Origin of the sequence: Bradyrhizobium sp. USDA 4532 (assembly GCF_024171315.1) — a bacterium.
In the GTDB taxonomy this organism is placed as follows: Bacteria; Pseudomonadota; Alphaproteobacteria; order Rhizobiales; family Xanthobacteraceae; genus Bradyrhizobium; species Bradyrhizobium australafricanum.
This window is the reverse complement of the sequence record NZ_JALJZN010000001.1, coordinates 5,642,106-5,664,427: the sequence shown is the minus strand read 5'-3', so window position 1 is coordinate 5,664,427 and position 22,322 is coordinate 5,642,106. Positions and strand designations below refer to the sequence as shown.

The following is a 22,322-nucleotide window of genomic DNA, read 5'->3' as shown; positions in this document are numbered from 1 at the left end:
AGGGTTGTTGCTACTGTTTCACCGTCACCCTGAGGAGGCCGCAGCGCGGCCGTCTCGAAGGGGCGACGGCCCCGTCTGTGGCCGATTCATCCTTCGAGGCTCGCCCAGCGGCGCAATTGCGCCGCAAGGCTCGCACCTGCAGCGACAAAGGCAAAGCCTTTGCGCGGGGATGACGGGAAAAAGCTCTTACGAAGCGGGCTCCCAGCCCTTCGGCGCCAGCTCGAACTTCGCGAACTCGAATCCCGGCGCGACGGTGCAGCCGACCAGCGTCCAGTCGCCGCTGCTTTCGGCGGCCTGCCATGTGTCCGCCGGCACGATTGCCTGTGGCTGCTCGCCGCGCGCCACATCCGGCCCGAGCGTGATCGAATGTGGGCCGCCGTCCTGCGCGATCCGCAATGTCAGCGGCGCGCCGGCGTAATAGTGCCACATCTCGACGGCGTCGATGCGGTGCCAATGCGAGCGCTCGCCGCGCGCCAGCAGGAAGTAGATCGCGGTCGAATGCGCACGGCCATTGGCGTCGCAGCGCGCGTCGCGAAACGTCTCGCGATAGTGCCCGCCTTCGGGATGCGGCTGCAGCGCGAGCCGCGCGATGATGTCGGCCGCCGAGAGGTCGGCCATCACGACTTGTTCTTGCGCTCGCGGAGCTCGCCGAACACCAGCGCCGGGTCGGCGCCCTTCATGTGCAGCTTTGCCGCCACCGCCGGCTCGTCGGCGCGCAGGAACACGTTGGCCTTCTTCTCGTCGCCGAGCAGCACCGGGATCGTCGGCTTGTTCTCGGCGCGCAGTTTTGTGACCTCTGCTGCGCGCGCCTGCAGGGCCGCATTGTCGGGCTCGATGGTGAGCGCGAATTTCACGTTGGAGGCGGTGTATTCATGGCCGCAATAGAGACGGAAATCGTCCGGCAGCGAGCGCAGCTTCAAAAGCGAATCCCACATCATGGGGTAGGTGCCTTCGAACACCCGGCCGCAGCCGATCGAGAACAGCGTGTCGGCGGCGAACACCGCCTTCTCGCCGTCGAACACGTAGGAGATATGGTCGAGCGTATGGCCGGGCGTCTCGACGACGCGCGCGAGCAGGCTGCCGACCTTGATGACATCGGCATTGGCGGCGCGCAGATCGACATTGGCGATCTTGGCCGACTGGTCGTGCGGGGCGACGACGCGGCAGCCATATTTCTGCTTCAGCTCGGCGACGCCGCCGACATGGTCGCCATGGTGATGGGTGATCAGGATATCGGTCAGCGTCCAGCCCTCGCGCTCCAGCGCCTTGATGATCGGGCCGGCTTCCGGCGCGTCGATCGACGCGGTCGCCTTGGTCGCGGGATCGTGGATCAAATACCCGAAATTGTCGGTGAGGCAGCTGAAGGTGCGAATTTCGGCGGTCATGATATCTCCACGAACAAACGGGACGGACATTTTCAAAGCATGATGTATTCGAAAGACCGGTATCGACTTTCCCGGGTCATGCTTTTAACGCGCCCAATATAGGGGTGAAATATGGCGTTAACGCTCCGGCGGCAATGCAATTTTCGGCGCACCCGGGCAGCAGGGGGCGTGTTAGGCTAAACACCATGGACGTCATCGACCTGCGCGACTTCTATTCGCAGCGCCTCGGCATCGTGGCGCGGCAGCTGATCAACCGGGGTATCCGCGCGCGGTGGCCGAACGCGGAAGGCCAGCGCGTGCTCGGCCTCGGCTATCCGACCCCCTATCTCGGCCTGTTCCGTGAGTCCTGCGAGCGCTGCATTGCCTTCATGCCGGCGGCCCAGGGCGTGCTGAAATGGCCGACCGGCCGGCCGGCGCTGGCCACCTTGATCGACGAATTCTCGATGCCGCTGCCGGATGCCGCGGTCGACCGCGTGCTGCTGGTGCACGCGCTGGAGATGTCCGATGACCCGGAGCGGTTGCTGCGCGAGGTGTGGCGGGTGCTCTCGCCGTCGGGGCGGCTGATCGCGATCATCCCGAACCGCCGCGGCGTCTGGACGCGCACCGACGCCACGCCGTTCGGCCATGGCCGGCCCTATTCGCGGGCGCAGATCACGCAGCTGTTGCGGCAGACCTGGTTCACGCCGTCGTCGTGGGGCGAGGCGTTGTTCATGCCGCCGGTGCAGGGCAGCTGGTTCCTGCGCTCGGCGATGGCGTGGGAGCGGGTCGGCGCGGCGCTGTCGATGCCGTTCGCCGGCGTGCATATCGTGGAGGCGACCAAGCAGGTCTATCGGGCGATTCCCGCGCGTCGCGAGCGCACGCAGCTGATCCCGTCATTGCGTCCGGTGCTGGTGCCGTCCTCGACGGCGACGCGCAAATCGACTCACGCAGAGTCGTAACACGACCCGAGGCGTGACGCGGACAATTCACCCTCCCCGTGAAGGGAGGGTGACAGATTTTCAGGATTACTCGTTGCCCGGATTGAAGTCGTCGCTCGGTGCGGGCTGCGTCGCCATGTCGGGGCGCGGGCCGTGCGGACGGCGGCGGCGGCGCGGAAAGCGCTCGCTCCGTTCGCCGCGTTCTGCGCCGCCATTATTGCCTTCATAGGCGCCGTTGACCTGTGGCTGCGCGCCGCCGGTGATGAACGAGGGCAGGCGATCGACGCCGCCGGCATCGGCCATCGCGGGCTGCGGCTGGTTCTGCGGTTGCGGCTGATATTGCGGCTGCGGACGATGCTCGCGCTCGCGGTGCTCACGCGGCTGCTGGTCGCGCTCGCGATGCTCGCGCGGCTGCTGCTGCTCGCGCTGGTACGGCTGCTGGCCGTTGTCGCGCATGAAAGGTTGCTGCTGCTGCGGCACGAAGCCCGGCTCCTGGCCGAAGCTCGAATAGCCGTCGCTGTCGTCGTCGCCGTCTTCGGTCGGGGTGACCTCGGCGTCGGGGCGCGGCGGCTGCTGATTCTGCCGGAACTGCTCCTGTGCGGCCGCGATGATCCGGTAGTAGTGCTCAGCGTGCTGGTAGTAGTTCTCAGCTGCCACCGGATCGCCGGAGGAGCGCGCATCGCGCGCAAGCTGAACGTATTTCTCGGCCACGTGGGAGGCCGTGCCGCGGATCTTGATGTCAGGTCCGTTCGATTCGTACACCCGTGTCAGGGGATTCTGGCCGCGCCGGTTATTGTTGTTGTTATTGTTGTTGTTATTCCGGTTGCGCATCCGCTTGTTGTTCTGACCGTTTCTCATCTGTCGCCTTTTATTCCAGCCCTGAAGTTATTGCAGTCCACAGTCCGATTTCTCAGAAGTCCGATTCCCAGAGTCCGATTCGGCGCGCGCCTAGGCACACGGAATCGCAATACCGTTCGAAGTGGTTTCGATGTCGCCGACCATCTCGTTCAGCAAAGTCGCGTGCAGCAAAGACGCGTTCCCCAACCGCCGGCAATCGCGCCAGCGACCAAATCATTCCGCCCGTTGAGACAGGCTCAGTTCTCGTGCGTAAGTCTTCAAGCGCAATAACAGGCTTTCGTTCGCTTGGCGGTCGAGAGCAGCACAGCTTCGGCTATTGCGCTCTATATGACCTGCGTTCCTGGAACCTTTCGATCGGCGGGCTCTGCTGAACCCTGGTCATCACCCGTAACGGATTACGGGGCCAGCACCGATGTTGTGCCCGGAACGTAGTCGTTCCCGGGAGATAATCCAAGAGGTTTTTTTTCGTTCCAATAGGACTTTATCGGGGCAGCCGGCGGGCGGAAACGGCCCTCGGGATGCCCCCCAGATCGGCCTTTGGCGGCCCCGTTGGGAATAACCCGGATGCCGTCATCAGCGCTTCAACGTCGCCGCTCTGACCCTGTCCGACTTCCACAACCAGAAATCCTCCTGAGGTCAAAAGACCCGCAGATTGCGAAATCAGCGCGCGGTAGGCGTCGAGCCCGTCGGCACCGCCGTCGAGCGCCGCGCGCGGATCATGCGCGCGCACCTCGATGTCGAGTCCGGCGACGTCGGCCGAGGGGATGTACGGCGGATTGGACACGATCAGCTCGAACGCGCCGACGAGCCCGCGGCCGTAGTCGCACTCGATCCATGTCGTGCGATCGGCGAATCCGAGCGCGGTGGCGTTGCGGCTCGCGGTCTGCAGCGCCTCCGTCGAGATGTCGGTGGCGAAGCCATGCGCGTTCGGCAGTTCCGAGAGCAGCGCCAGCAGGATCGCGCCAGAACCGGTGCCGAGATCGGCGATCCGCAACGCGCGCTCGGCCACCCCGTCGGCGCGCAGCAGTTCGAGTGCGCGCTCGACCACCGTCTCGGTGTCCGGGCGCGGCACCAGCGTCGCGGCGGACAGGTGCAGCGGCAGTCCCCAGAACTCCTTGACGCCGAGGATGCGCGCGATCGGTTCGCCGGCGAGGCGGCGCTGCGCGAGGTGCTCGAGGCGATCGGCTTCGTCCCTCGTCAGCGCGCGCTTCGCGCCCGTGATCATGCCGGTCAGATCGAGCCCCAGCACGGCGCCGACCAGCAGTCGCGCATCGAGCTCGGCGGCGTCGTGGCCGGCCGCCTTGAGGCGGGCGGTGAGGCTGCGCCTGATGCTCTCGACGGTCTGGCCATGTCCTGCGGGTTCGCTCATCGCGCGTTGTTAGCCGATGGTCGATGCGGCGTCGATATCACTTGCGCCCCGTGCGGCCGGCGCGCACGGTCAGAATCTGAACCTAGCGATCCGGAACGCGCGACCATGACGGGCTATGACGACCAGAACATCTTCGCCAGGATCCTGCGCGGCGAGGTCCCGAGCTTCAAGGTCTACGAGACCGACCGGACCTTTGCCTTTCTCGACATCATGCCGCGATCGCCGGGACATACCCTGGTGATTCCGAAGGCGCCCGCGCGCGGCATCCTCGACATCGCGGAAGACGACCTCGCCGCGGTGGCGCGGTCGGCCAAGCGCATCGCCATCGCCGCGATGAAGGCGTTCGCGGCCGACGGCATCATCATCCAGCAGTTCAGCGAGCCCGCCAGCGGTCAGGTGGTGTTTCACCTGCACATGCATGTGATGCCAGTGAAGGCCGGCGTCGCACTGCTGCCGGCGCAGACCGTCAAGGCGGAGATGGATGTGCTCGCCGATCACGCCAGGCGGATGATCGCGGCGCTGGGTGGGTGAGCGGGTGGCCCGGTCCGACGCGGGAATGCCGTAATCCCTATCCCGAGAGGCCATGCGCAATATCGAGTTCGTCATTGCGAGGAGCTCGCGACAAAATTTGTAAAGCAATTTTGCGCTGTAGCGACGAAGCAATCCATCCATCCGCGCATGCGGACCGATGGATTGCTTCGCGGAGCCTGTCATCGGGCGTGCGTTCGCGCGACCCGTTGGCTCGCAATGACGGCGGAGAAAGTGACGCGCCCTAAACCCCGAGATAGCGCTGCAGGACATCGGGCTGCGCCTTGATCTCCTGCGCCGGCCCTTCATGGACGATGTGCCCGTTGTTGATGATGTAGATGCGCTGCGCCAGCGCGAGCGTCGCGGCGAGGTTTTGCTCCACCAGCACGATGGTCTGTCCGGCCTCGGCGAGATCGCGGCACGCCTTCATCAGGTCGCGCACGATCACCGGCGCCAGGCCCTCGAACGGCTCGTCGAGCAGGATGATCTTGGGATCGCGTACCAAGGCGCGCGCGATCGCCAGCATCTGCTGCTCGCCGCCCGACAGGTCGGTGCCGCGGTTGCCGCGCCGCTCGCGCAGCCGCGGGAACATCTCGTAGATGCGGTCGAGCGGCCAGCGCTGCGAGGCGGTCAGGCCGGCGATCACGAGGTTCTCCTCGACGCTCAGGCTGCCGAAGATACGGCGCTCCTCATGGACCAGCTGCATGCCGGCTTGCGCGATCTTGTGGCTCTTCCGGCCGGAGATCTCGACGCCGTCGAACATCACCGAGCCGCGGCGCGGGGTGACGACGCCCATCAGGCTCTTCAGCGTCGTGCTCTTGCCGGCGCCGTTACGTCCGAGCAGCGCCACCACCTCGTTGCGCTCGACGTGCATCGAGACGTCGAACAGGATGTGGGAATCCCCGTAATAGCTGTTCAGTCCGTTGACCTCGAGCAGGCTCATGCGGCGAGCACTCCATGCACGCCGCCAAGATAGGCCTCCTGGACGGTCGAATTGGTCTTGATCTCTTCCGGCGTTCCCTCGACCAGCACGCGGCCCTCCTGCAGCACGGTGACGCGCTCGGCGAGCTCGAACAGCGCATCCATGTCGTGATCGATGATGATCATGGTGCGGCCCTGGCTGATCGACTTCAGCAGCTTGACGGTCTCGACGCGCTCGCGCGGGCTCATGCCGGCCAGCGGCTCGTCGAGCAGCAACAGGCTCGGCGACGTTGCCAGCGCCAGCCCGATCTCCAGCCGCCGCTTCTCGCCATAGGCAAGCTCGGACACGGGCGTGTCCGGCCTCGAGGTCAGATTGACCAGCTCGAGCGTCTGCTGCACGCGCTCGGACAGGCCGGGGATGCTGTCGATGCTGCGGAACAGGTCGAGCTTGAACTTGCCGCGCAGCGCCGACAGCGCCGCGATCACCAAATTCTCGCGCACCGTCAGCCCGGTGAACAGCTGGTTGACCTGGTAGCTCTTGGTCAGGCCGAGCTGACAGACGTCGGTGACGTTCATGCCGGTGATGTCGCGGCCCTCGAACAGGATGGTGCCCGAGGTCGGATGCACCTCGCAGGTCAGCATCTTGAAGAAGGTCGACTTGCCGGCGCCGTTCGGGCCGATGATGCCGCGCAGCTCACCGTGATTGACGGTGAAGTCGATGTCGCTGTTGGCGAGCAGGCCGCCATAGCGCTTGGTCAGGCCCCTAGCCTGGAGGATCGGGCCGGACGGATTGCCGCCAGCACGAGCCGCCACCGGCTTCGGCGCGGCGGGCGCTGCGGCGTGCCGCTCGCTTGCCACGGCGACGACCTCGGGTGCGCTCTCCTCCGGCTCCTTGGCGCCGCGCTGTCCGGTCAGGAGGCGGTAAAGATCGGCGAGGCCACCGATGATGCCGCGGCGCAGGAAGCACACCAGCAGCACGAACACGATGCCGAGCACGAGCTTCCAGGCCGCGCCGAGCCCGAGCGCCGCCTGCAGGAAGTCCTGCAGCGACAGCCACACCGCGGCGCCGACCAGCGGCCCGAACAGCGTGCCGCGGCCGCCGATCGCGGTTTGCATCACGAGCTGCCCCGACGTGTCGAAGGTGAACGCGTCAGGCGGCATGAAGGCCTGCAGCACGCCGAGCAGCCCGCCGGCAAAGCCGGCATAGGCGGCGGCGATCACGAAGGCGGTGAGCTTGTAGCCGTGGATGTTGTGGCCGACCGCGGTCGCGCGCAGCGGGTTGTCGCGGATCGCGCTGAACACGGCACCGACCGGCGAGCGCACGATGCGCAGCGCAATCACGACGCCGATGAAGTAGCACAGCGCCAGGAACTGATAGAGCGACCAGCCGGTGGTGAAGTGCAGCGTGGTGAAGCCGAGATTGAAGCTCGGGGTCGGCACGCCCGGCAGCCCGTTCTCGCCGCCGGTGAAGTCCGACAGCGGATTGAACTCGACGAAGAAGAACACCTCGGCGATCGCCACCGTGATCATCGCGAAGTAGATGCCGGTGCGACGCAGCGCGATCAGGCCGATCAGATAGCCGGTGGCGGCGGCCGCGATCATGCCGATGACGAGCGCGAGCACGACGTATGGAAAACCGGCGCGCGTCAGCAGATAGGCCGCGACGAAGCCGCCGGTGCCGTAAAAGGCCGACTGGCCGAACGACAGCAGGCCGGTGAAGCCGAACAGGATGTCGAAGCCGAGGCCGAACAGACCCCAGACCAGGATCCGGTTCACCGTGTTGGGCGCGAAGCCGAGCCACGGCAGCACGAAGGGCGCGACGATCAGGCCGGCGGCGGTCAGGAGTTCGATCAGGTATGGGCGCTGTTTAAGCATCTAGATATCCGTCGTCATTCGCGGCCCTGCGTGCCGAGCAGGCCATGCGGTCTGAGCACCAGCACGAGCGTCATCGCCGCGAACAGCATGACGTAGGCGTAACCGGGGTTGAACATCGAGGTGATGCTGATGATCTCGCCGGCGATCAGCCCGCCGAGGATGGCGCCGGGAAACGAGCCGACGCCGCCGATCACCACCACCACGAAGGTCTCGACCAGGATGTCGTCGCCGACACCCGGCGTCAGCGACACCACCGGTGCATTGATGATGCCGGCGAAGCCCGCGGCCATCGCGCCGATGCCGAACACGATCATGAAGACGCGGTAGACGTTGATGCCGAGCGAATCGACCATCACCGAATCCTCGATGCCGGCGCGCACGATCATGCCGAGCCGGGTGCGGTACAGGATCAGGAACAGCGCGCCCAGCGCGACCGCGACGATGCCGACGACCGCAAGCCGGTAGGTCGGGTAGAACAGGAAGCCGAGCGAGGTGATGCCCTGCAGCAGCGCCGGCGGCGGCACCACCTGCGACTGGCTGGTGAAGATCAGCCGCACGATCTCGACGAAGCAGATGCCGAGGCCGAACGTGACCAGCAGCTGGTCCTCATGCGGGCGGTGGTAGAAGTGGCGGATGATGATCCGCTCCATCGCAATCCCGAGCACCATCACGAACAGCGAGCCTGCGATCACGGCGAGAATGAACGAGCCGGTGTAGGAATAGGTCACGTATCCGGCGTAGCCGCCGATCATGAACATGGCGCCGTGGGCGAGGTTGAGCACCCCGAGTGTGCCGTAGATGATCGTCAATCCGGAGCTGATCAGCGCGAGCAGCGCGCCGAGCGCCAGTCCGTTGAAAAGTTGCGAGACGAAATTTGGCCAGTTGATCATGACGCGCGTTCACTTAGCCGTATACCTGGCCCGGTCAGTGGAGGATGCGTTCCGAGAAAAGCGGCGCCGCGGGCCGGGTCGCCCCGCCCACGGCGCCGAGTCTTCCCACGTTAATCAGGTGTAGTCGCCGAGATGGCAGCCGAACGCATCCGGCTTCTGCATCAGACCGTCGCCGGGGACGATCTCGATCACCTCGTAATAGTCCTCCTTGTTCTTCATCTCCTTTTCCATCTTGCCGCGGACGATGACGACGGGGCGGACGCACTGATGATCCTCGGGGCGATAGTGGACGTCGCCGACAAGCGAAGGCAGCGTCTCGCCCTTCTCATAGGCCTTGATGACGTCGGGCGGATAGAAGCTGCCGGCCTCCTCGACCATGCGGGCCCAGTGCGCGAAGCTGACATAGGCATTCTCGGCGCCCCATTCCGGCTTGTATCCGTACTTCTTCTCGAAGGCCTCGTTGAACATCTTGGCCAGCGGATATTTGTCCTCGATGGTCCACCAATAGTCGGTCGCGGCGTAGACGCCCTGCATCAGGCCGCCGGTCTCGCGGGCGATGAACGGCACCTGGTAGGGCACCACGAGCTTCATCTTGTCGAGCACGCCGAACTGCTTGGCCTGCTGCGTCGACAGCACGGCATCGTGACCCCAGTTGACGTTGATCAGCACGTCGGCGCCGGAGTTCGCGACGTTGAGCAGATAGGACGAATAGTCCGGCGCGCCGAGCGGCGAGACCTGGTTGGTGACGGTGGTCCAGCCCGCCTGGGCGAGGTAGTCCTGCATCGACTTGGTGACGGTGTGGCCGTAGGTGTAGTCGGGCGTCAGGTAGGCGGCCTTCTTGTTCTTGCCGAACTGCTTGATCAGCACCGGCGCGATCGCCGCCGCGGCGGTCTGGCCGAAGAAGTTCTGGCGGAAGCCGTAGCGCACGCAATCCTTGCCGGTGGTGTCGTTGGAGCCGGAAATGCCGCAGACGAAGATCACCTTCTCGCGCTGCGCCAGCTTGTTCAGCGCCACCGCGACCGCGCTCGACGTGCCGCCGGTGATCATCACCGCCTTGTTCTCGGAGATGAAGCGCTGCTGCGCCTGCACGGCCTCGTTCGGCTTCGCCGCGGAATCCGCGACGCCGAACTTCAGCTCCTTGCCGAGCACGCCCTTGCTGGTCTTCGGCGAGATCTTCTTGATCAGCTCGTGGCCGCTGTTGATGTGCTCGATCGCGAGCTGATAGCCCTTGAGCTCATCCTCGCCCTGCACCGCATAGGTGCCGGTGCGCGGGACCGAGATGCCGATGAACGCCGAAGAGCCCGACGAGCCCGCGGGATAGGTTCCGATCGCCGGGTGGTCCTCGGCGAAGGCCCGCGATGCGATCGAGGCCGGCAGCACGCTGCCGCCGATCAGGCCCGCGCCGGCTTGCAGCAAAGTGCGGCGCGAAACGTTCGGGGCACTGCCCGGCCGAAAATCCTTGGTGCTCATCGCTCAGTATCCTCCAATTATATTGATTGTTGGCGCGCATGCTCACTCGTCGCCTGATCGGATCGATCGGCGGCACGATGCGCCGGCTGCAATCGAGCAGCCTGTCACAGCTACAATTCCCCACCGGCATATTTAGTCAATGTCACCTTTCGTCGAATCATATCGGCCTACGATAGAAATAATATCGTTCTACGATGTATCGAGGTTTACCGACCGGGTGCGGGTCCTGTAAGTGAGGGAGCGATGATCCAGGAGCCTTCAAGTCGCACCGGAAATGCCGGAGAGCACGCCGTGTCCGAGCACGGTGCCGCCGGGCAATCGGGCAGCCTGAGCATCCGCGCGATCAACGTCCTGAAGGAACTGGCGGTCGAGCTGCTCGACGAAGTGCCGCCGAAGGTGGGCTGGGCGCCGCCGGACGATCTGCTGCGGCTGCTCACCGCGCGCCACCTCGCGACGGCGCGAAATTGCGGACGGCAAACCATGCGCGAGATCATCGCTTGGGCCGAGACGCGCGGGATAACGATCCCGTCTCCGCATCACACCGGCAAGTCGTTGACGGAGGTCTGGGGCGATCTGGTCGCGCGTGCCTCGGCCGGGCATCTCACCAAGAGCGAGATCACCGAGGCGCTGGAGAAATCCATTCGCCGCAGGAGCCCGCGGATTCCGGTCGCGTTCCAGATCGTGCTGCTGAAAATATTGAGCTCGACCTACGATCACTGGCCGCAGCCCTGAGCTTGCGCGGCCCCGCCGCTCGATCGTCAAACCGTTGAAAACATAAGTGGAAGGGCGGCCGGTAGTATGGTGCGTCCGGCGCGGGCTTGATAGCGTTGCACGGCGTCTGCCGTCCGGCGGAGCGAGCCAGCAGCAGGACGATCGAATGCCGCAACCAAAGCAACGACGAGCGCTCGCCGGCGCAACCAAACGCAAGGCCGTGGCCGCGACGGTGGACTACCGGGCGCTGGCGCAGTTTCGCTACGAGTTGCGCAGGTTTCTCGCATTCAGCGAGGAGGGCGCCCGGAAGGCCGGAATGACGCCGCGGCAGCATCAGGCGCTGCTCGGCATCAAGGGTTTCGTCGATCCCGGTCCGCCGACCGTCGGCGACATCGCCCGGTTCCTGCTGATCCGGCATCACTCCGCCGTCGAACTGATGAACCGCATGGCAAAGCTCGGGCTGGTCAGCCGCCTTGCCGATCCGGATGACGCGCGGCGGGTTCAGCTCAAGCTGACGGCAAAGGGTGAGCAGAAGCTCCAGGCGGTCTCGAAGAAGAACATCGAGGAACTGCGCCGCGTCGCGAGCCCGGCGTTGCGCCGCTTGCTGAAGTCTTCGCCGTCTTCCGAAGAGGACTGAGTGCAGCATCCGCCGGCGCAAGCGGCGGCGCGCGTCAGGCCGCTGCGCCCTGCGCGGCGAGCTGTGCCGCCTGGTGCTCGGTGGTCAGCGCGTCGATCAATTCGCCGAGCGCTTCGCCCGCGATCACCTGCGGCAGCTTGTAGAGCGTCAGGTTGATGCGGTGGTCGGTGACGCGTCCTTGCGGGAAATTATAGGTGCGGATGCGCTCGGAGCGGTCGCCGGAGCCGACCTTCTCCTTGCGGTCGGCGGAGCGCGCCGCCTCGACGCGCTGGCGCTCGGCATCGTAGATGCGCGAGCGCAGGATGTTCATCGCCGACGCCCGGTTCTTGTGCTGCGAGCGGCTGTCCTGCATCATCACGACGATGCCGGTCGGCAGATGGGTGATGCGGATCGCCGATTCGGTCTTGTTGACATGCTGACCGCCGGCGCCGCCCGCGCGCATGGTCTCGATCCTCAAGTCCGTGTCCTTGATATCGACGTCGACGTCCTCGACCTCGGGCAGTACGGCGACCGTGGCGGCCGAGGTGTGGATGCGGCCCTGTGTCTCGGTGTCGGGCACACGCTGCACGCGGTGCACGCCGGATTCGAATTTCAGCTTGGCGAACGCGCCGCGGCCCTGCACCTCGGCGATGATTTCCTTGTAGCCGCCGACGGTGCCTTCGCTCGCCGAAATCACCTCGACCTTCCAGCCCTGCAAGGACGCGAAGCGCTCATACATCCGGAACAGGTCGCCGGCGAACAGCGAGGCCTCGTCGCCGCCGGTGCCGGCACGGATTTCCAGCATCACGTTGCGGTCGTCCATCGCGTCCTTCGGCAACAGCGCGATCCGGATCTGCTGCTCGAGCTCGCCGAGCCGCGCCTGCAGCGTTTCCAGCTCGGCTTCCGCCATGCTGCGCATTTCGGCGTCGGTCTCCGCATCCGCCAGCATCGCCTCGGTATCGGCGAGTTCGCTGCGCGCAGAACGGTAGAGCTTCACCGCGTCGATCAACGGGTTGAGCTCGGCGAGCTCGCGCGTGATCTGCACATAGCGCTCGGACTTGACCTCGCCGAGCAGCTCGGCCTCGAGCGAGGCATGATGGGCGAGCAGGACGTCGAGTTTGGCTTCGGGTAGCATGGCGGTATCTCGAATTGCGGAAGGTACGGAAGGGCGGCAGCGGCGACGGCAGCGTCGCTACAAGGCCAGCCCCTCGGTTTCCGCAAACTTCGTCAGCGCCGCGCGGATCGAGACGCTGCCGACCGGCGCGTCCAGCAGCGGATTGATCATCGCCTCGGCCTTCTTGGCATCGAGGTCGAGGATCAACGCCTTGACCGGGCCGTGCGCAGTTGCCGACAATGAAAGAGAACGGTAGCCGATTGCGATCAGCGCCAGCGCGCCGATCGGTTTCGACGCCATCTCGCCGCACAGCGAGGCGGCCTTCTTCGCCGCCTTGGCCTTGCGCACGATGTCGCGCAGCGCGCGCAGGATCGGCGCCGAGAGGATGTCGAAGCGTTCGGAGACCTTGGCATTGCCGCGGTCGACAGCAAACAGGAACTGGAACAGATCGTTGGAGCCGACCGAGACGAAGTCGACCTTCTTCAGGAGCTCGTCGAGCTGGTAGAGCAGCGCCGGCACCTCGACCATGGTGCCGATATCGATCCGCTCGGGCAGCGAATGGCCGTGCTGGCGCAGATAGGTCAACTCGCGCTCGACGATCGCCTTGGCCTGGTCGAACTCGGCGATGTCCGAGATCATCGGGAACATGATCTTCAGCGCGCGGCCGCCGCCGGCACGCAGCAGCGCGCGGATCTGGCCGCGCAAAAGGCCCGGACGGTCGAGGCCGAGCCGGATCGCGCGCCAGCCGAGCGCGGGATTTTCCTCGATCACGGTCTCCATATAGGGCAGCGCCTTGTCGCCGCCGATGTCGAGCGTGCGGAAGGTGACGGGCTTGCTGCCTGCGGCGTCGAGCACGGTGCGGTACAGCGCGAGCTGGTCGCTCGAGCGCGGCAGGTTCGGGCTCACCATGAACTGCAATTCGGTGCGGAACAGGCCGATGCCGGCGCTGCCGGTGTCGTCGATATGCGGCAGGTCGATGGTCAGGCCGGCATTGATCAGAAGCTCGATCGGCTGGCCGTCCTTGGTCACGCAGGCCTTGTCGCGCAGCGCCGAATATTGCGCCTGCCGCCGCGCCCGGAACCGGACACGCTCGGCATAGGCGGATTCGATCTCGGTCGAGGGGCGGACATAGATCTCGCCGGAAATGCCGTCGACGATGATGGCATCGCCCGGGTCGGCGATGCCGGGCGCGTTCGGCACCTCGCCGACCGCGGGAATGCCGAGCGCGCGCGCCACGATCGAGACGTGGGAATTCGCGGTGCCTTCCTCCAGCACCAGGCCGCGCAGCCGCTTGCGGTCATAGTCGAGCAGCGCCGCCGGGCCCATCGCGCGGGCGATCAGGATGGCGTTGTCGGGCAGCTGCTCGCGCGACGGCGCATGGTCCTGGCCGACCAGCTGCCGCATCAGGCGATGGCCGAGATCCTCGAGGTCGTGCAGGCGGTCGCGCAGATAGGGATCGGTCGAGCGCAGCATGCGCGCGCGGGTGTCGGACTGCACGCGTTCGACGGCGGCTTCCGCGGTGAGGCCGGTGGCGACCGCCTCGTGCAGCTTGTGCGACCAGCCCTGGTCGTTGGCGAACATGCGGTAGGCTTCCAGCACCTCGCGGTGCTCGCCGCCGTCGGCGACGTCGCCGCGCTCCAGCATGCGGTCGAGATCGGCGCGCAGATTGGCGAGCGCAGTGTCGAGCCGCTTGATCTCCTTCGGCAGATCCTCGGCGATGTAGTTGGTGATGACGACGCGCGGCTCGTGCAGCACGACGTGGCCGAGCGCGATGCCGTCGGAGAGCACCGCGCCGGTCTTGTGCAGCGAGTGCCGCGCGGCGGGCTCGGCGCCGGGCTGCGCCAGCGCGGCAAGCTCGCCGGAGGCGATCATCTCCGCCAGCACCATGGCGGTGGTCTGCAGCGCCTCGACTTCTTCCTCGACATAGGTGCGCTTGGCGCGGTTCTGCACCACGAGCACGCCGAGCGTGTTGCCGGCGCGCAGGATCGGCACGCCGAGGAACGAGTGGTAGGCCTCTTCGCCGGTCTCCGGGCGGTAGGCGAAGGCGGGATGGCTTTGCGCGTCGGACAGGTTGAGCGGCGTCGCCTCGCTGGCGACGAGGCCGACCAGGCCTTCATGCGCGCTCATCACCGTGCGGTGGACGGCGTCGCGGTTCAGACCTTCGGTGGCATAGAGTTCGAGGGTGTTGTCGATGCGCAGCACGTAGCAGGAGCAGACCTCGGCCACCATGTTGGCCGCGATCAGCACCACGATCTTGTCGAGCCGCTCCTGGGCGGAGACTTGCTCCGCCATGGTCTCGCGGAGCCGTCTCAACAGGATGCGGGGGCCTCCCGACGCGCTCCGCATATGTTTCAGTCCCTCCCCACGTAGCCAGCGCACCGGTGCGGCCGGCCGTTGGCGCAAAACTCGTCAAAAACAACAATTTTAATCATTCGGCGTCGCCGCTCGCCAGTTCCCGCCGATTCGGGATCACTAAACTGTGCCACAGTTTGCGACAGCCTACCTGACTGGCCGTATAGCCAATCGAGGCTTGCTTTGCCAAGCAAAACGCCTGCCAGTAGCAAATAACGTCTGCGTCAGCCCAATGCTGCGCCCGCTAAGAGAAATTCTAACTCCGGGGCGCGGCTGGGGAGCACGGCCAGTGCTCGGTCTCGTCGTTCCGGGGGCGTCGCGAAGCGGCGAACCCGGAACCTCGAGATTCCGGATTCGATGCTGTCGCATCGCCCCGGAATGACAGCGGAGCGAGCCCTGCCCCTGCCGGTCGCGCCTACGCCTGGTCGAGGCCGTACAGCGTGTGCAGCGTGCGGACCGCGAGCTCGGTGTAGGCGGCGTCGATCAGGACCGAGAACTTGATCTCGGAGGTGGTGATGGCGCGGATGTTGATGTTGCGGTCGGCCAGCGCCTTGAACGCCTTGGCCGCGACGCCGGCATGGCTGCGCATGCCGCTGCCGATCACCGAGACCTTGGCGACGTCGGTCGCGGTATCGACGCGAGCGTAGCCGATCTTGGCCTTGGCGGCGGTAATCGTGTCCTTGGCGCGGTTATAGTCGCCGGCCGGAACGGTGAAGGTGAGGTCGGTGGTCTTGCCGTCCTCGGACACGTTCTGCACGATCATGTCGACATTGATATTGGCATCCGCGAGCGGCCCGAAGATCGCGGCGGCGACGCCAGGCTTGTCCTCGATCTGGCGCACGGAAATCTGGGCTTCGTCCTTGGAGAAGGCGATGCCGGTGACGACGTGCATTTCCATGATTTCCTCCTCGCTGCAGATCAGCGTGCCCGGCGGCTGGTTGGCGTGCGGGTCGATATCCTCTGGCTTGTCGAAGCTGGAGCGCACGAAAATCGGCATGTTGTGCACCATGCCGAGTTCCACCGAGCGAACCTGCAGCACCTTGGCGCCCTGCGAGGCCAGTTCCAGCATGTCCTCGAAGGCGATCTTGTCGAGCCGGCGCGCCTTCGGCACCACGCGGGGATCGGTGGTGTAGACGCCGTCGACGTCGGTGTAGATGTCGCAGCGGTCGGCGCGCAGCGCGGCGGCGATCGCCACCGCCGAGGTGTCCGAGCCGCCGCGGCCGAGCGTGGTGATGCGGCCGGTGTCGGGATTGATGCCCTGGAAGCCGGCGATCACGGCGACTTCCTTGCGCTCCTTGAAGCGGGTGATGATCTCGGTGCCGTCGATATCGAGGATGCGCGCCGAGGCATGCGCCTCCGAGGTCTTGATCGGGATCTGCCAGCCCTGCCAGGAGCGCGCCTGGATGCCGATGCCCTGCAGCACGATCGCGAGCAGGCCCGAAGTGACCTGTTCGCCGGAGGCGACCACCGCGTCATATTCGCGCGCGTCGTGCATCGGCGAGGCATCGGTGCACCAGGCCACCAGCTCATTGGTCTTGCCGGACATCGCGGAGACGACGACGGCGACCTCGTGGCCCGCGTCGACCTCGCGCTTCACATGCTGCGCGACGTTGCGGATACGATCGATATTGGCGACGGATGTACCGCCGAATTTCATCACGAGGCGGCCCATGACGACGCGTCTATTCCTTTAAGAGGATAAGTAGGTTAACCCACGCCGAAAACCGCAAGCGCGGGGACCGAAACGCGCGTATACATAGCGCCGCGCCCGGGGGCAAGCCGGTAGGTAGGGGGCCCTCGAGTGTCTTTTGGGGGTGTTTTGACCGGTTGCGGGCGGGTTGTGGCGCACGGGTAACACGGGGCAACTCGAAGGCGGATTGGATGGGACGTTATATCGATGAGATCCTGCAGCCTGGCGAGAAGGTGCTGTATTCCACCAATGCGCACTGGATGTTCTATCTGCCGGCGATCGGGGCCTGGATCGTGGTGCTGGCGCTCTTGATCCTGTCGCGGATGACGACGGTCGACGGCCTCGTGATGGCCTGCTTTGCGGCCGCCGCCGTGGTCGCGGTCGCGGCGCTGTACTGGACCGCCGCGGCCTGGTTCCACCGCTGGACCACCGAAACCGACGTCACCAATTTCCGCGTGGTGCACAAGAGCGGCTTCATCAAGCGGCGCACCTTCGAGATGAGCCTCGACAAGGTCGAAAGCGTCGACGTCAACCAGAGCATCATGGGGCGCCTGCTCAACTATGGCGACGTCACCATCCGCGGCGTCGGCGAGGGCATCGAGACCATCAGGACCATCGCCGCGCCGCTGTCGTTCCGCAATTCGATCACCGCGCGATAGGGGCGCGCGCAATCATGGCCACGCAATCAACTCTTTCCGGTTTCTCCGCCAGTTCCTCCGCCAATGCCTCCGCCAGCTCGGTCGATCCGGCCGAGGTCGCGAAATTCTCGAAACTGTCCGATGAATGGTGGGATCCGCGCGGCAAGATGGCGCCGCTGCACAAGATCAACCCGCTGCGCCTGACCTATATCCGCGACGCGGCCTGCCGCAAGTTCGAGCGCAACGCCAAGAGCCTCAGCTGCCTGTCCGGCCTGCGCCTGCTCGACATCGGCTGCGGCGCCGGCCTGTTGTGCGAGCCGTTCACGCGGTTAGGGGCCCAGGTGATCGGGATCGATCCGTCCGCCACCAACATCGCTGCCGCGAAGCTGCACGCCGACAAGGGCCATCTGTCGATCGACTACCGCTGCACCACGGTGGAGGAGATGGACGCCCGCGAGCGCTTCGACATCGTGCTGGCGATGGAGGTGGTCGAGCACGTCAATGACGTCGGCGCCTTCATCAAGCGCTGCGCTGTCATGCTCAAGCCCGGCGGGCTGATGGTGGTCTCGACCCTGAACCGCAACTTGAAGAGTTTTGCGCTGGCGATCGTCGGCGCCGAATACGTGCTGCGCTGGCTGCCGCGCGGCACCCACGAGTGGAGCAAGTTCGTCACCCCCGCCGAGCTCGAGCGCTATCTCGGCGACGTCAACCTCACCGTCACCGAGCAGGCCGGCGTGGTCTACAACCCGCTCGCCGACAAATGGACCGTGTCGACCGACATGGACGTGAACTACATGGTGGTGGCGGAAGAGGTGTGAGTTAGATACCACGGTCTCGGCCACACAACAGGTGTCGTCCCTGCGACCACAGAATGCGTAGCCCGGATGGAGCGTAGCGTAATCCGGGACTGCTTCGTCCGCGGATGAGCTGGCCCCGGATTGCGCTTCGCTTCATCCGGGCTACGGAAGTTTGTGGACATCGCGCAGGCCTGTCATGCGCCCACTCGGTTGACCGCGTCAGCGGCAATCGGCACGCTGGGCGTGTACTCCCGCCGGCATGCTTTCCTTATCCCCCATGTTCACGATCGCCTCGCTCTGGATCCCCTTCACCATCGTCGCTGCGTTCGGGCAGGTGGCGCGCAATGCGATGCAGCGGCATCTGACCGGGCCGCTCGGGACCTGGGGCGCGACCAATATCCGCTTCCTGTTCGGCCTGCCGTTCTCGGTGGTGTTCTTCGCGCTGGCGGTGCTGCTGACCGGCGATCGCGTGCCGTGGCCGTCATCGTCGTTCTGGCCGTGGCTGGTGACCGGCGCGCTCAGCCAGATCGTCGGCACCGGCTTCATGCTGCTGGCGATGAACGACCGCTCTTTCGTCGTCACCACGGCCTACATGAAGACCGAGGCGATCCAGACCGCGATCTTCGGCTTCATCTTCCTCGGCGACCATCTAACGACGACCAAGGTGATCGCGATCGTGATCGCGACCATCGGCGTCGTCATCACCGCGCTGCGGCCCGGCGGGCAGAAGAGCTTCGCCGACCTGCGCCCGACCGTGCTCGGCCTCGGCGCCGCCGCAGTGTTCGCGATCTCGGCGGTGAGCTTTCGCGGCGCGATCATCGCGGTGCCCTCAGTCTCATTTGTCACGGCGGCCTCCTACACGCTGATGTGGAGCCTCCTCGTGCAGACGCTGATCCTGTCGGTCTATCTGTTGTTGCGCGCGCCCGACGTGCTGAGGTCGATCCTCAAGCTGTGGCGGCCCTCGATGTTCGCGGGCTTCATGGGCGCATTCTCATCGCAATTCTGGTTCCTGGCGTTCGCGCTCACCGCCGCCGCCAATGTGCGCACGCTGGCGCTGATCGAGGTGCTGTTCGCGCAGGGCGTGGCGTATTTCTCGCTCAAGCAGCCGTTCTCGCTGCGCGAGGTGTTCGGCATCGTCCTGATCGTGATCGGCGTCGCGCTCTTGATCGCCGCGTAATTACCCTTTCACCGCGATCAGCACCGCGCCCGCGGAGATCAGCGCGATCCCGATCCAGCCATAGGCCGAGGGGCGTTCGCCGAGGAAGGTAGCGCCGAACAGCGCCACCAGCACGACGCTGAGCTTGTCGATCGGCGCGACCAGCGTCGCAGGTCCAAGCTTGAGCGCGCGGAAATAGCAGATCCACGACGCGCCGGTGCCGAGCCCGGACAGCAGCAGGAACAGCCAGCTCTTCGCCGAGATCGGCCCGGACTGGGTGAACTGTCCGGTCGCGAACAGGATGGCCGACAGCGTGATCAGCACGACCACAGTGCGGATCAGGGTGGCGAGATCGGAGTTGATGCCCTCGACGCCGACCTTGGCGAAGATCGCGGTCAGCGCGGCGAAGACGGCGGAAAGGAACGCCCAGACCTGCCAGGAGGAGAATGAGTCGGGAGTCATGCTCTTCCCAGATTGTCATTCCGGGGCGTGCGCAGCACCGAACCCGGAATCTCGAGGTTGCGGCGCGAGATTCCGGGTTCACGCGTCGCGTGCCCCGGAATGACGCTGCGCGTCAATTCCGGTCTTCCGGCAGCGTCGGCAGCGGCGAGACCTCGACGCCTTCGTCGATCAGCGCGCGGGCCTCTTCGGGCGAGGCCTCGCCGTAGATCGGCCGGTGCTCGATATCGCCGTAATGCATCTTGCGTGCTTCGTTGGGGAAGCGGTCGCCGACATTGTCGGCGTTCTTCACGATGTGGTCGCGCAGCTCCTTCAGCTTGCTGCGCAGCTCGCGCTCCTGCGCCATCATCAGCGATGTCGACTCGCTCGCCGCTGCCTCGACGGGCGCGGCCGGCGCCGGCTGGGCCGGTTCGCGGCCCTTCTTGCTGACGACCTGCGGCGCCATGATGGCGCGCTCGATCTTGCTTGAGCCGCAGGACGGGCAATCGATCAGGTGACGCCGCTCCTGCGATTCATAGGCCGAGGAGCTCTGGAACCAGCTCTCGAACTGGTGGCCGCGCTCGCAGCGCAGCGTGTAGCGGATCATGCCGAACCCCGGACGAGGTGCAGATGTTCCGGGCCGGCCTTGGGGTCGGCGATGCCGAAACGCCTGCCATGCTGCAGCGAGGGAATGGTCTTGCGCGCGGTCTCGACCTTGGCGGGGTCGATCTCGGCCAGGAACACGCCCGGCTCGACGCCGCCCTCGGCGAGGATCTCGCCCCAGGGGTCGATGATCAGCGAATGGCCGAAGGTCTCGCGCTTGTTCTCATGCAGGCCGGCCTGCGCTGCCGCGAACACGAAGCAGCCGGTCTCGATGGCGCGGGCGCGCAGCAGCGTGTGCCAATGCGCTTCGCCGGTCTTGCGGGTGAAGGCGGACGGCACGGTGAGGAACGATGCGCCGGCTTCGGCCAGCGCACGGTACAGCGCCGGGAAGCGCACGTCGTAGCAGATAGTCAGTCCGATCCGGCCCCAGGGCAGGTCGGAGATCACGGCAGTCTCGCCGGGCTGATAATTGGCCGATTCGCGGTAGCTTTCGCCGCCGGGCAAATCGATATCGAACATATGGATCTTGTCGTAGCTCGCGAGCAGATTGCCCTCGGGCCCGATCAGGAACGAGCGGTTGACCGCCTTCTCCGGCGAGTAGCGCAGCGCCAGCGAGCCGATATGCAGGTGGATCTTCAGCTCGGCGGCCAGCGCGCGATACGCCTTGAGCGACTGGTCGTCCTCTTCGCTCGCCAAATGCTCGAACAGCGCCTTGCGGTTGAGCTGCATCATGTTGCTGACCTCAGGGGTCAGCACGTACTTGGCACCCTGCGCCGCCGCCTCGCGGATCAGCCGCGTGCCCTGCTCGAGGCTCGGCTCCGGCAGCAATCCGGTGCGCATCTGCACCATGGCGGCGGTGAAAATGTTCTCCGTCATCAGGCGCCGCCTCCGTTGCTGAGCAGGCCGTCGAGCTTGCCCTCGCGGTCGAGCGCGTAGAGCTCGTCGCAGCCGCCGACATGGGTCTTGCCGATGAAGATCTGCGGGAAGGTCGAGCCGGCACCGGCGCGGCCATACATCTCGTCGCGATAGGCCGGGTTGCTGGCGACGCTCAATTCGGTGAACGCGGCGTTCTTGCGCGTCAAAAGCGATTTGGCCGCGCTGCAATAACCGCAGCCCGGGCGGGTGTAGATTTCAATGGCAGCGGTCATGGTGCGCTCGGTTGAACCAGAATGTCAGATTATATGGGAGCGCGGTGGGTATCGACAACCCGGGCAAACACCAGCACGTCGACCTGCGCGGCTTTGGCGCGGAGCAGCGCCCGTGCGCAGGCGTCCACTGTCGCGCCCGAGGTCAGGACGTCGTCGATCAGGATCACGCGGCGGCCCTGGACGTCAGCCTTGCGTTCATCGGCGACCCCGAATGCGCCCTGCACATTGCTGGCGCGATCCTTGCGTGACAGCCCGATCTGCTGCTCGGTGGCGCGGATGCGCCGCAGCGCTTCGGCAGCCATTTTGACGCCGCTCTGGAGCGCGATCACCTTGGCGAGCGCCCCGGACTGGTTGTAGCGCCGGCTCCAGCCGCGCCGCCAATGCAGAGGAACCGGAACCAGCAGATCGGCGTCGGCGAGCAATTCCTTCCCCGCCCGCGCCATCCAGCGACCCATTGTTGGCGCCAGATCGGTGCGATCCTGGTATTTCAATGCGTGCACCAGCGTGCGCGCGACATCGTCATAGCGCACCGCGGCGCGGGCTCTGCTGTAGGCCGGCGGATTGGCGATCGCCTCCATCGACAGCAACCCGGGCCCGGGATCGTAGACGAAGGGAATCCCAAGCCGCGGGCAGAACGGCGGCGCGATGAACGACAATCTGGCCCAGCAGGCCGCGCACACCCCCTCGCCATCGACCGGCTCGCGGCACGAAACGCATAGCGTCGGCAGCGCGATATCGAGCGCCAGCCGCGCCGTGCGCAGCCACGCGCCCCCGATCGCGCCAAGCGCGCGCTGGACGTGACCGGTAATGGAGCGTGTCGGTGATGCCTCGGCGTCCATGGCGGGC

At 65.8% G+C, this 22,322-nt stretch carries 23 protein-coding genes; 7 read left to right on the top strand and 16 right to left on the bottom strand.

What is annotated here, in order from left to right; all coding sequences use genetic code 11:
- Nucleotides 1-186: 186 nt before the first annotated feature.
- Both J2R76_RS26110 and gloB read right to left on the bottom strand, forming a co-directional pair.
- Entirely contained in the window at nucleotides 187-618 is a 432-nt protein-coding gene (locus J2R76_RS26110; RefSeq protein WP_076824702.1) for a cupin domain-containing protein, read from the bottom strand.
- A complete protein-coding gene (gene gloB, locus J2R76_RS26105) occupies nucleotides 618-1,385 on the bottom strand; it encodes a hydroxyacylglutathione hydrolase (RefSeq protein WP_076824703.1) in 768 nt (255 codons plus the stop codon). The genes J2R76_RS26110 and gloB overlap by 1 nt, the downstream gene beginning before the upstream one ends.
- A 185-nt stretch (nucleotides 1,386-1,570) precedes the next feature.
- On the opposite strand from gloB, the gene J2R76_RS26100 reads away from it, so the two are divergent.
- Nucleotides 1,571-2,323, top strand: a complete 753-nt coding sequence (locus J2R76_RS26100; RefSeq protein WP_028343579.1) for a class I SAM-dependent methyltransferase — start codon at nucleotides 1,571-1,573, stop codon at nucleotides 2,321-2,323.
- A gap of 66 nt (nucleotides 2,324-2,389) precedes the next feature.
- Here J2R76_RS26100 and J2R76_RS26095 read toward each other — a convergent pair whose 3' ends face one another.
- Both J2R76_RS26095 and prmC read right to left on the bottom strand, forming a co-directional pair.
- Nucleotides 2,390-3,160: a DUF4167 domain-containing protein gene (locus tag J2R76_RS26095; protein ID WP_076824705.1), complete on the bottom strand. Its 771-nt coding sequence runs from the start codon at nucleotides 3,158-3,160 to the stop codon at nucleotides 2,390-2,392.
- Nucleotides 3,161-3,641: 481 nt separating this feature from the next.
- The gene (gene prmC / locus J2R76_RS26090; protein WP_076824707.1) at nucleotides 3,642-4,529 is read right to left on the bottom strand and encodes a peptide chain release factor N(5)-glutamine methyltransferase; all 888 of its coding nucleotides are present in this window, start codon (nucleotides 4,527-4,529) and stop codon (nucleotides 3,642-3,644) included.
- 105 nt (nucleotides 4,530-4,634) lie between these two features.
- On the opposite strand from prmC, the gene J2R76_RS26085 reads away from it, so the two are divergent.
- On the top strand, nucleotides 4,635-5,060 hold the full coding sequence (locus J2R76_RS26085) for an HIT domain-containing protein (protein WP_057015567.1): 426 nt from the start codon (nucleotides 4,635-4,637) through the stop codon (nucleotides 5,058-5,060).
- Between the two features lie 241 nt (nucleotides 5,061-5,301).
- Here the strand turns inward: J2R76_RS26085 and J2R76_RS26080 are convergent, their stop codons facing one another.
- From J2R76_RS26080 to J2R76_RS26065, 4 genes are all read right to left on the bottom strand, one after another.
- Nucleotides 5,302-6,000 (bottom strand): ABC transporter ATP-binding protein, encoded by a 699-nt coding sequence (locus tag J2R76_RS26080; protein ID WP_076824708.1) that lies wholly within the window; start codon nucleotides 5,998-6,000, stop codon nucleotides 5,302-5,304.
- Nucleotides 5,997-7,853, bottom strand: a complete 1,857-nt coding sequence (locus J2R76_RS26075) for an ATP-binding cassette domain-containing protein (protein ID WP_057015565.1) — start codon at nucleotides 7,851-7,853, stop codon at nucleotides 5,997-5,999. Before J2R76_RS26075 ends, J2R76_RS26080 begins: the two co-directional genes overlap by 4 nt.
- 14 nt (nucleotides 7,854-7,867) lie before the next feature.
- Nucleotides 7,868-8,743 (bottom strand): branched-chain amino acid ABC transporter permease, encoded by an 876-nt coding sequence (locus J2R76_RS26070; RefSeq protein ID WP_076824710.1) that lies wholly within the window; start codon nucleotides 8,741-8,743, stop codon nucleotides 7,868-7,870.
- Between the two features lie 114 nt (nucleotides 8,744-8,857).
- Nucleotides 8,858-10,213: a substrate-binding protein gene (locus J2R76_RS26065; protein WP_076824712.1), complete on the bottom strand. Its 1,356-nt coding sequence runs from the start codon at nucleotides 10,211-10,213 to the stop codon at nucleotides 8,858-8,860.
- A gap of 291 nt (nucleotides 10,214-10,504) precedes the next feature.
- On the opposite strand from J2R76_RS26065, the gene J2R76_RS26060 reads away from it, so the two are divergent.
- The gene (locus tag J2R76_RS26060; protein ID WP_244558659.1) at nucleotides 10,505-10,945 is read left to right on the top strand and encodes a hypothetical protein; all 441 of its coding nucleotides are present in this window, start codon (nucleotides 10,505-10,507) and stop codon (nucleotides 10,943-10,945) included.
- 145 nt (nucleotides 10,946-11,090) lie between these two features.
- Complete coding sequence (locus J2R76_RS26055; RefSeq protein ID WP_057015561.1) at nucleotides 11,091-11,561, top strand: MarR family winged helix-turn-helix transcriptional regulator; 471 nt, start codon at nucleotides 11,091-11,093, stop codon at nucleotides 11,559-11,561.
- 34 nt (nucleotides 11,562-11,595) lie between these two features.
- On the opposite strand, the gene prfA is transcribed toward J2R76_RS26055, so the two are convergent.
- From prfA to J2R76_RS26040, 3 genes are all read right to left on the bottom strand, one after another.
- On the bottom strand, nucleotides 11,596-12,675 hold the full coding sequence (prfA, locus tag J2R76_RS26050; protein WP_076824716.1) for a peptide chain release factor 1: 1,080 nt from the start codon (nucleotides 12,673-12,675) through the stop codon (nucleotides 11,596-11,598).
- Between the two features lie 57 nt (nucleotides 12,676-12,732).
- Nucleotides 12,733-15,000 carry a phosphoenolpyruvate--protein phosphotransferase gene (gene ptsP / locus J2R76_RS26045; protein ID WP_028343590.1) on the bottom strand — a complete coding sequence of 756 codons (2,268 nt, stop codon included), beginning with the start codon at nucleotides 14,998-15,000 and terminating at the stop codon, nucleotides 12,733-12,735.
- A gap of 421 nt (nucleotides 15,001-15,421) precedes the next feature.
- The gene (locus tag J2R76_RS26040) at nucleotides 15,422-16,678 is read right to left on the bottom strand and encodes an aspartate kinase (protein WP_057015560.1); all 1,257 of its coding nucleotides are present in this window, start codon (nucleotides 16,676-16,678) and stop codon (nucleotides 15,422-15,424) included.
- A 209-nt stretch (nucleotides 16,679-16,887) separates the two neighbouring features.
- On the opposite strand from J2R76_RS26040, the gene J2R76_RS26035 reads away from it, so the two are divergent.
- From J2R76_RS26035 to J2R76_RS26025, 3 genes are all read left to right on the top strand, one after another.
- Entirely contained in the window at nucleotides 16,888-17,355 is a 468-nt protein-coding gene (locus J2R76_RS26035) for a PH domain-containing protein (protein WP_057015559.1), read from the top strand.
- A 14-nt stretch (nucleotides 17,356-17,369) separates the two neighbouring features.
- On the top strand, nucleotides 17,370-18,152 hold the full coding sequence (gene ubiG, locus J2R76_RS26030) for a bifunctional 2-polyprenyl-6-hydroxyphenol methylase/3-demethylubiquinol 3-O-methyltransferase UbiG (RefSeq protein ID WP_076824719.1): 783 nt from the start codon (nucleotides 17,370-17,372) through the stop codon (nucleotides 18,150-18,152).
- A gap of 256 nt (nucleotides 18,153-18,408) precedes the next feature.
- Entirely contained in the window at nucleotides 18,409-19,308 is a 900-nt protein-coding gene (locus J2R76_RS26025) for a DMT family transporter (protein ID WP_076824722.1), read from the top strand.
- On the opposite strand, the gene J2R76_RS26020 is transcribed toward J2R76_RS26025, so the two are convergent.
- The 5 genes from J2R76_RS26020 to J2R76_RS26000 all read right to left on the bottom strand — a co-directional run bounded on the left by J2R76_RS26020 (nucleotide 19,309) and on the right by J2R76_RS26000 (nucleotide 22,315).
- Entirely contained in the window at nucleotides 19,309-19,749 is a 441-nt protein-coding gene (locus tag J2R76_RS26020; RefSeq protein ID WP_076824724.1) for an EamA family transporter, read from the bottom strand.
- Between the two features lie 112 nt (nucleotides 19,750-19,861).
- Nucleotides 19,862-20,332 (bottom strand): DUF1178 family protein, encoded by a 471-nt coding sequence (locus J2R76_RS26015; protein ID WP_057015556.1) that lies wholly within the window; start codon nucleotides 20,330-20,332, stop codon nucleotides 19,862-19,864.
- Nucleotides 20,329-21,204: a carbon-nitrogen hydrolase family protein gene (locus tag J2R76_RS26010; protein ID WP_057015555.1), complete on the bottom strand. Its 876-nt coding sequence runs from the start codon at nucleotides 21,202-21,204 to the stop codon at nucleotides 20,329-20,331. Before J2R76_RS26010 ends, J2R76_RS26015 begins: the two co-directional genes overlap by 4 nt.
- Nucleotides 21,204-21,476, bottom strand: coding sequence for a glutaredoxin 3 (gene grxC, locus J2R76_RS26005; RefSeq protein WP_057015554.1), 273 nt, complete (start codon nucleotides 21,474-21,476; stop codon nucleotides 21,204-21,206). Before grxC ends, J2R76_RS26010 begins: the two co-directional genes overlap by 1 nt.
- Nucleotides 21,477-21,505: 29 nt before the next feature.
- Nucleotides 21,506-22,315 carry a ComF family protein gene (locus tag J2R76_RS26000; protein WP_141340583.1) on the bottom strand — a complete coding sequence of 270 codons (810 nt, stop codon included), beginning with the start codon at nucleotides 22,313-22,315 and terminating at the stop codon, nucleotides 21,506-21,508.
- Nucleotides 22,316-22,322: the final 7 nt, after the last annotated feature.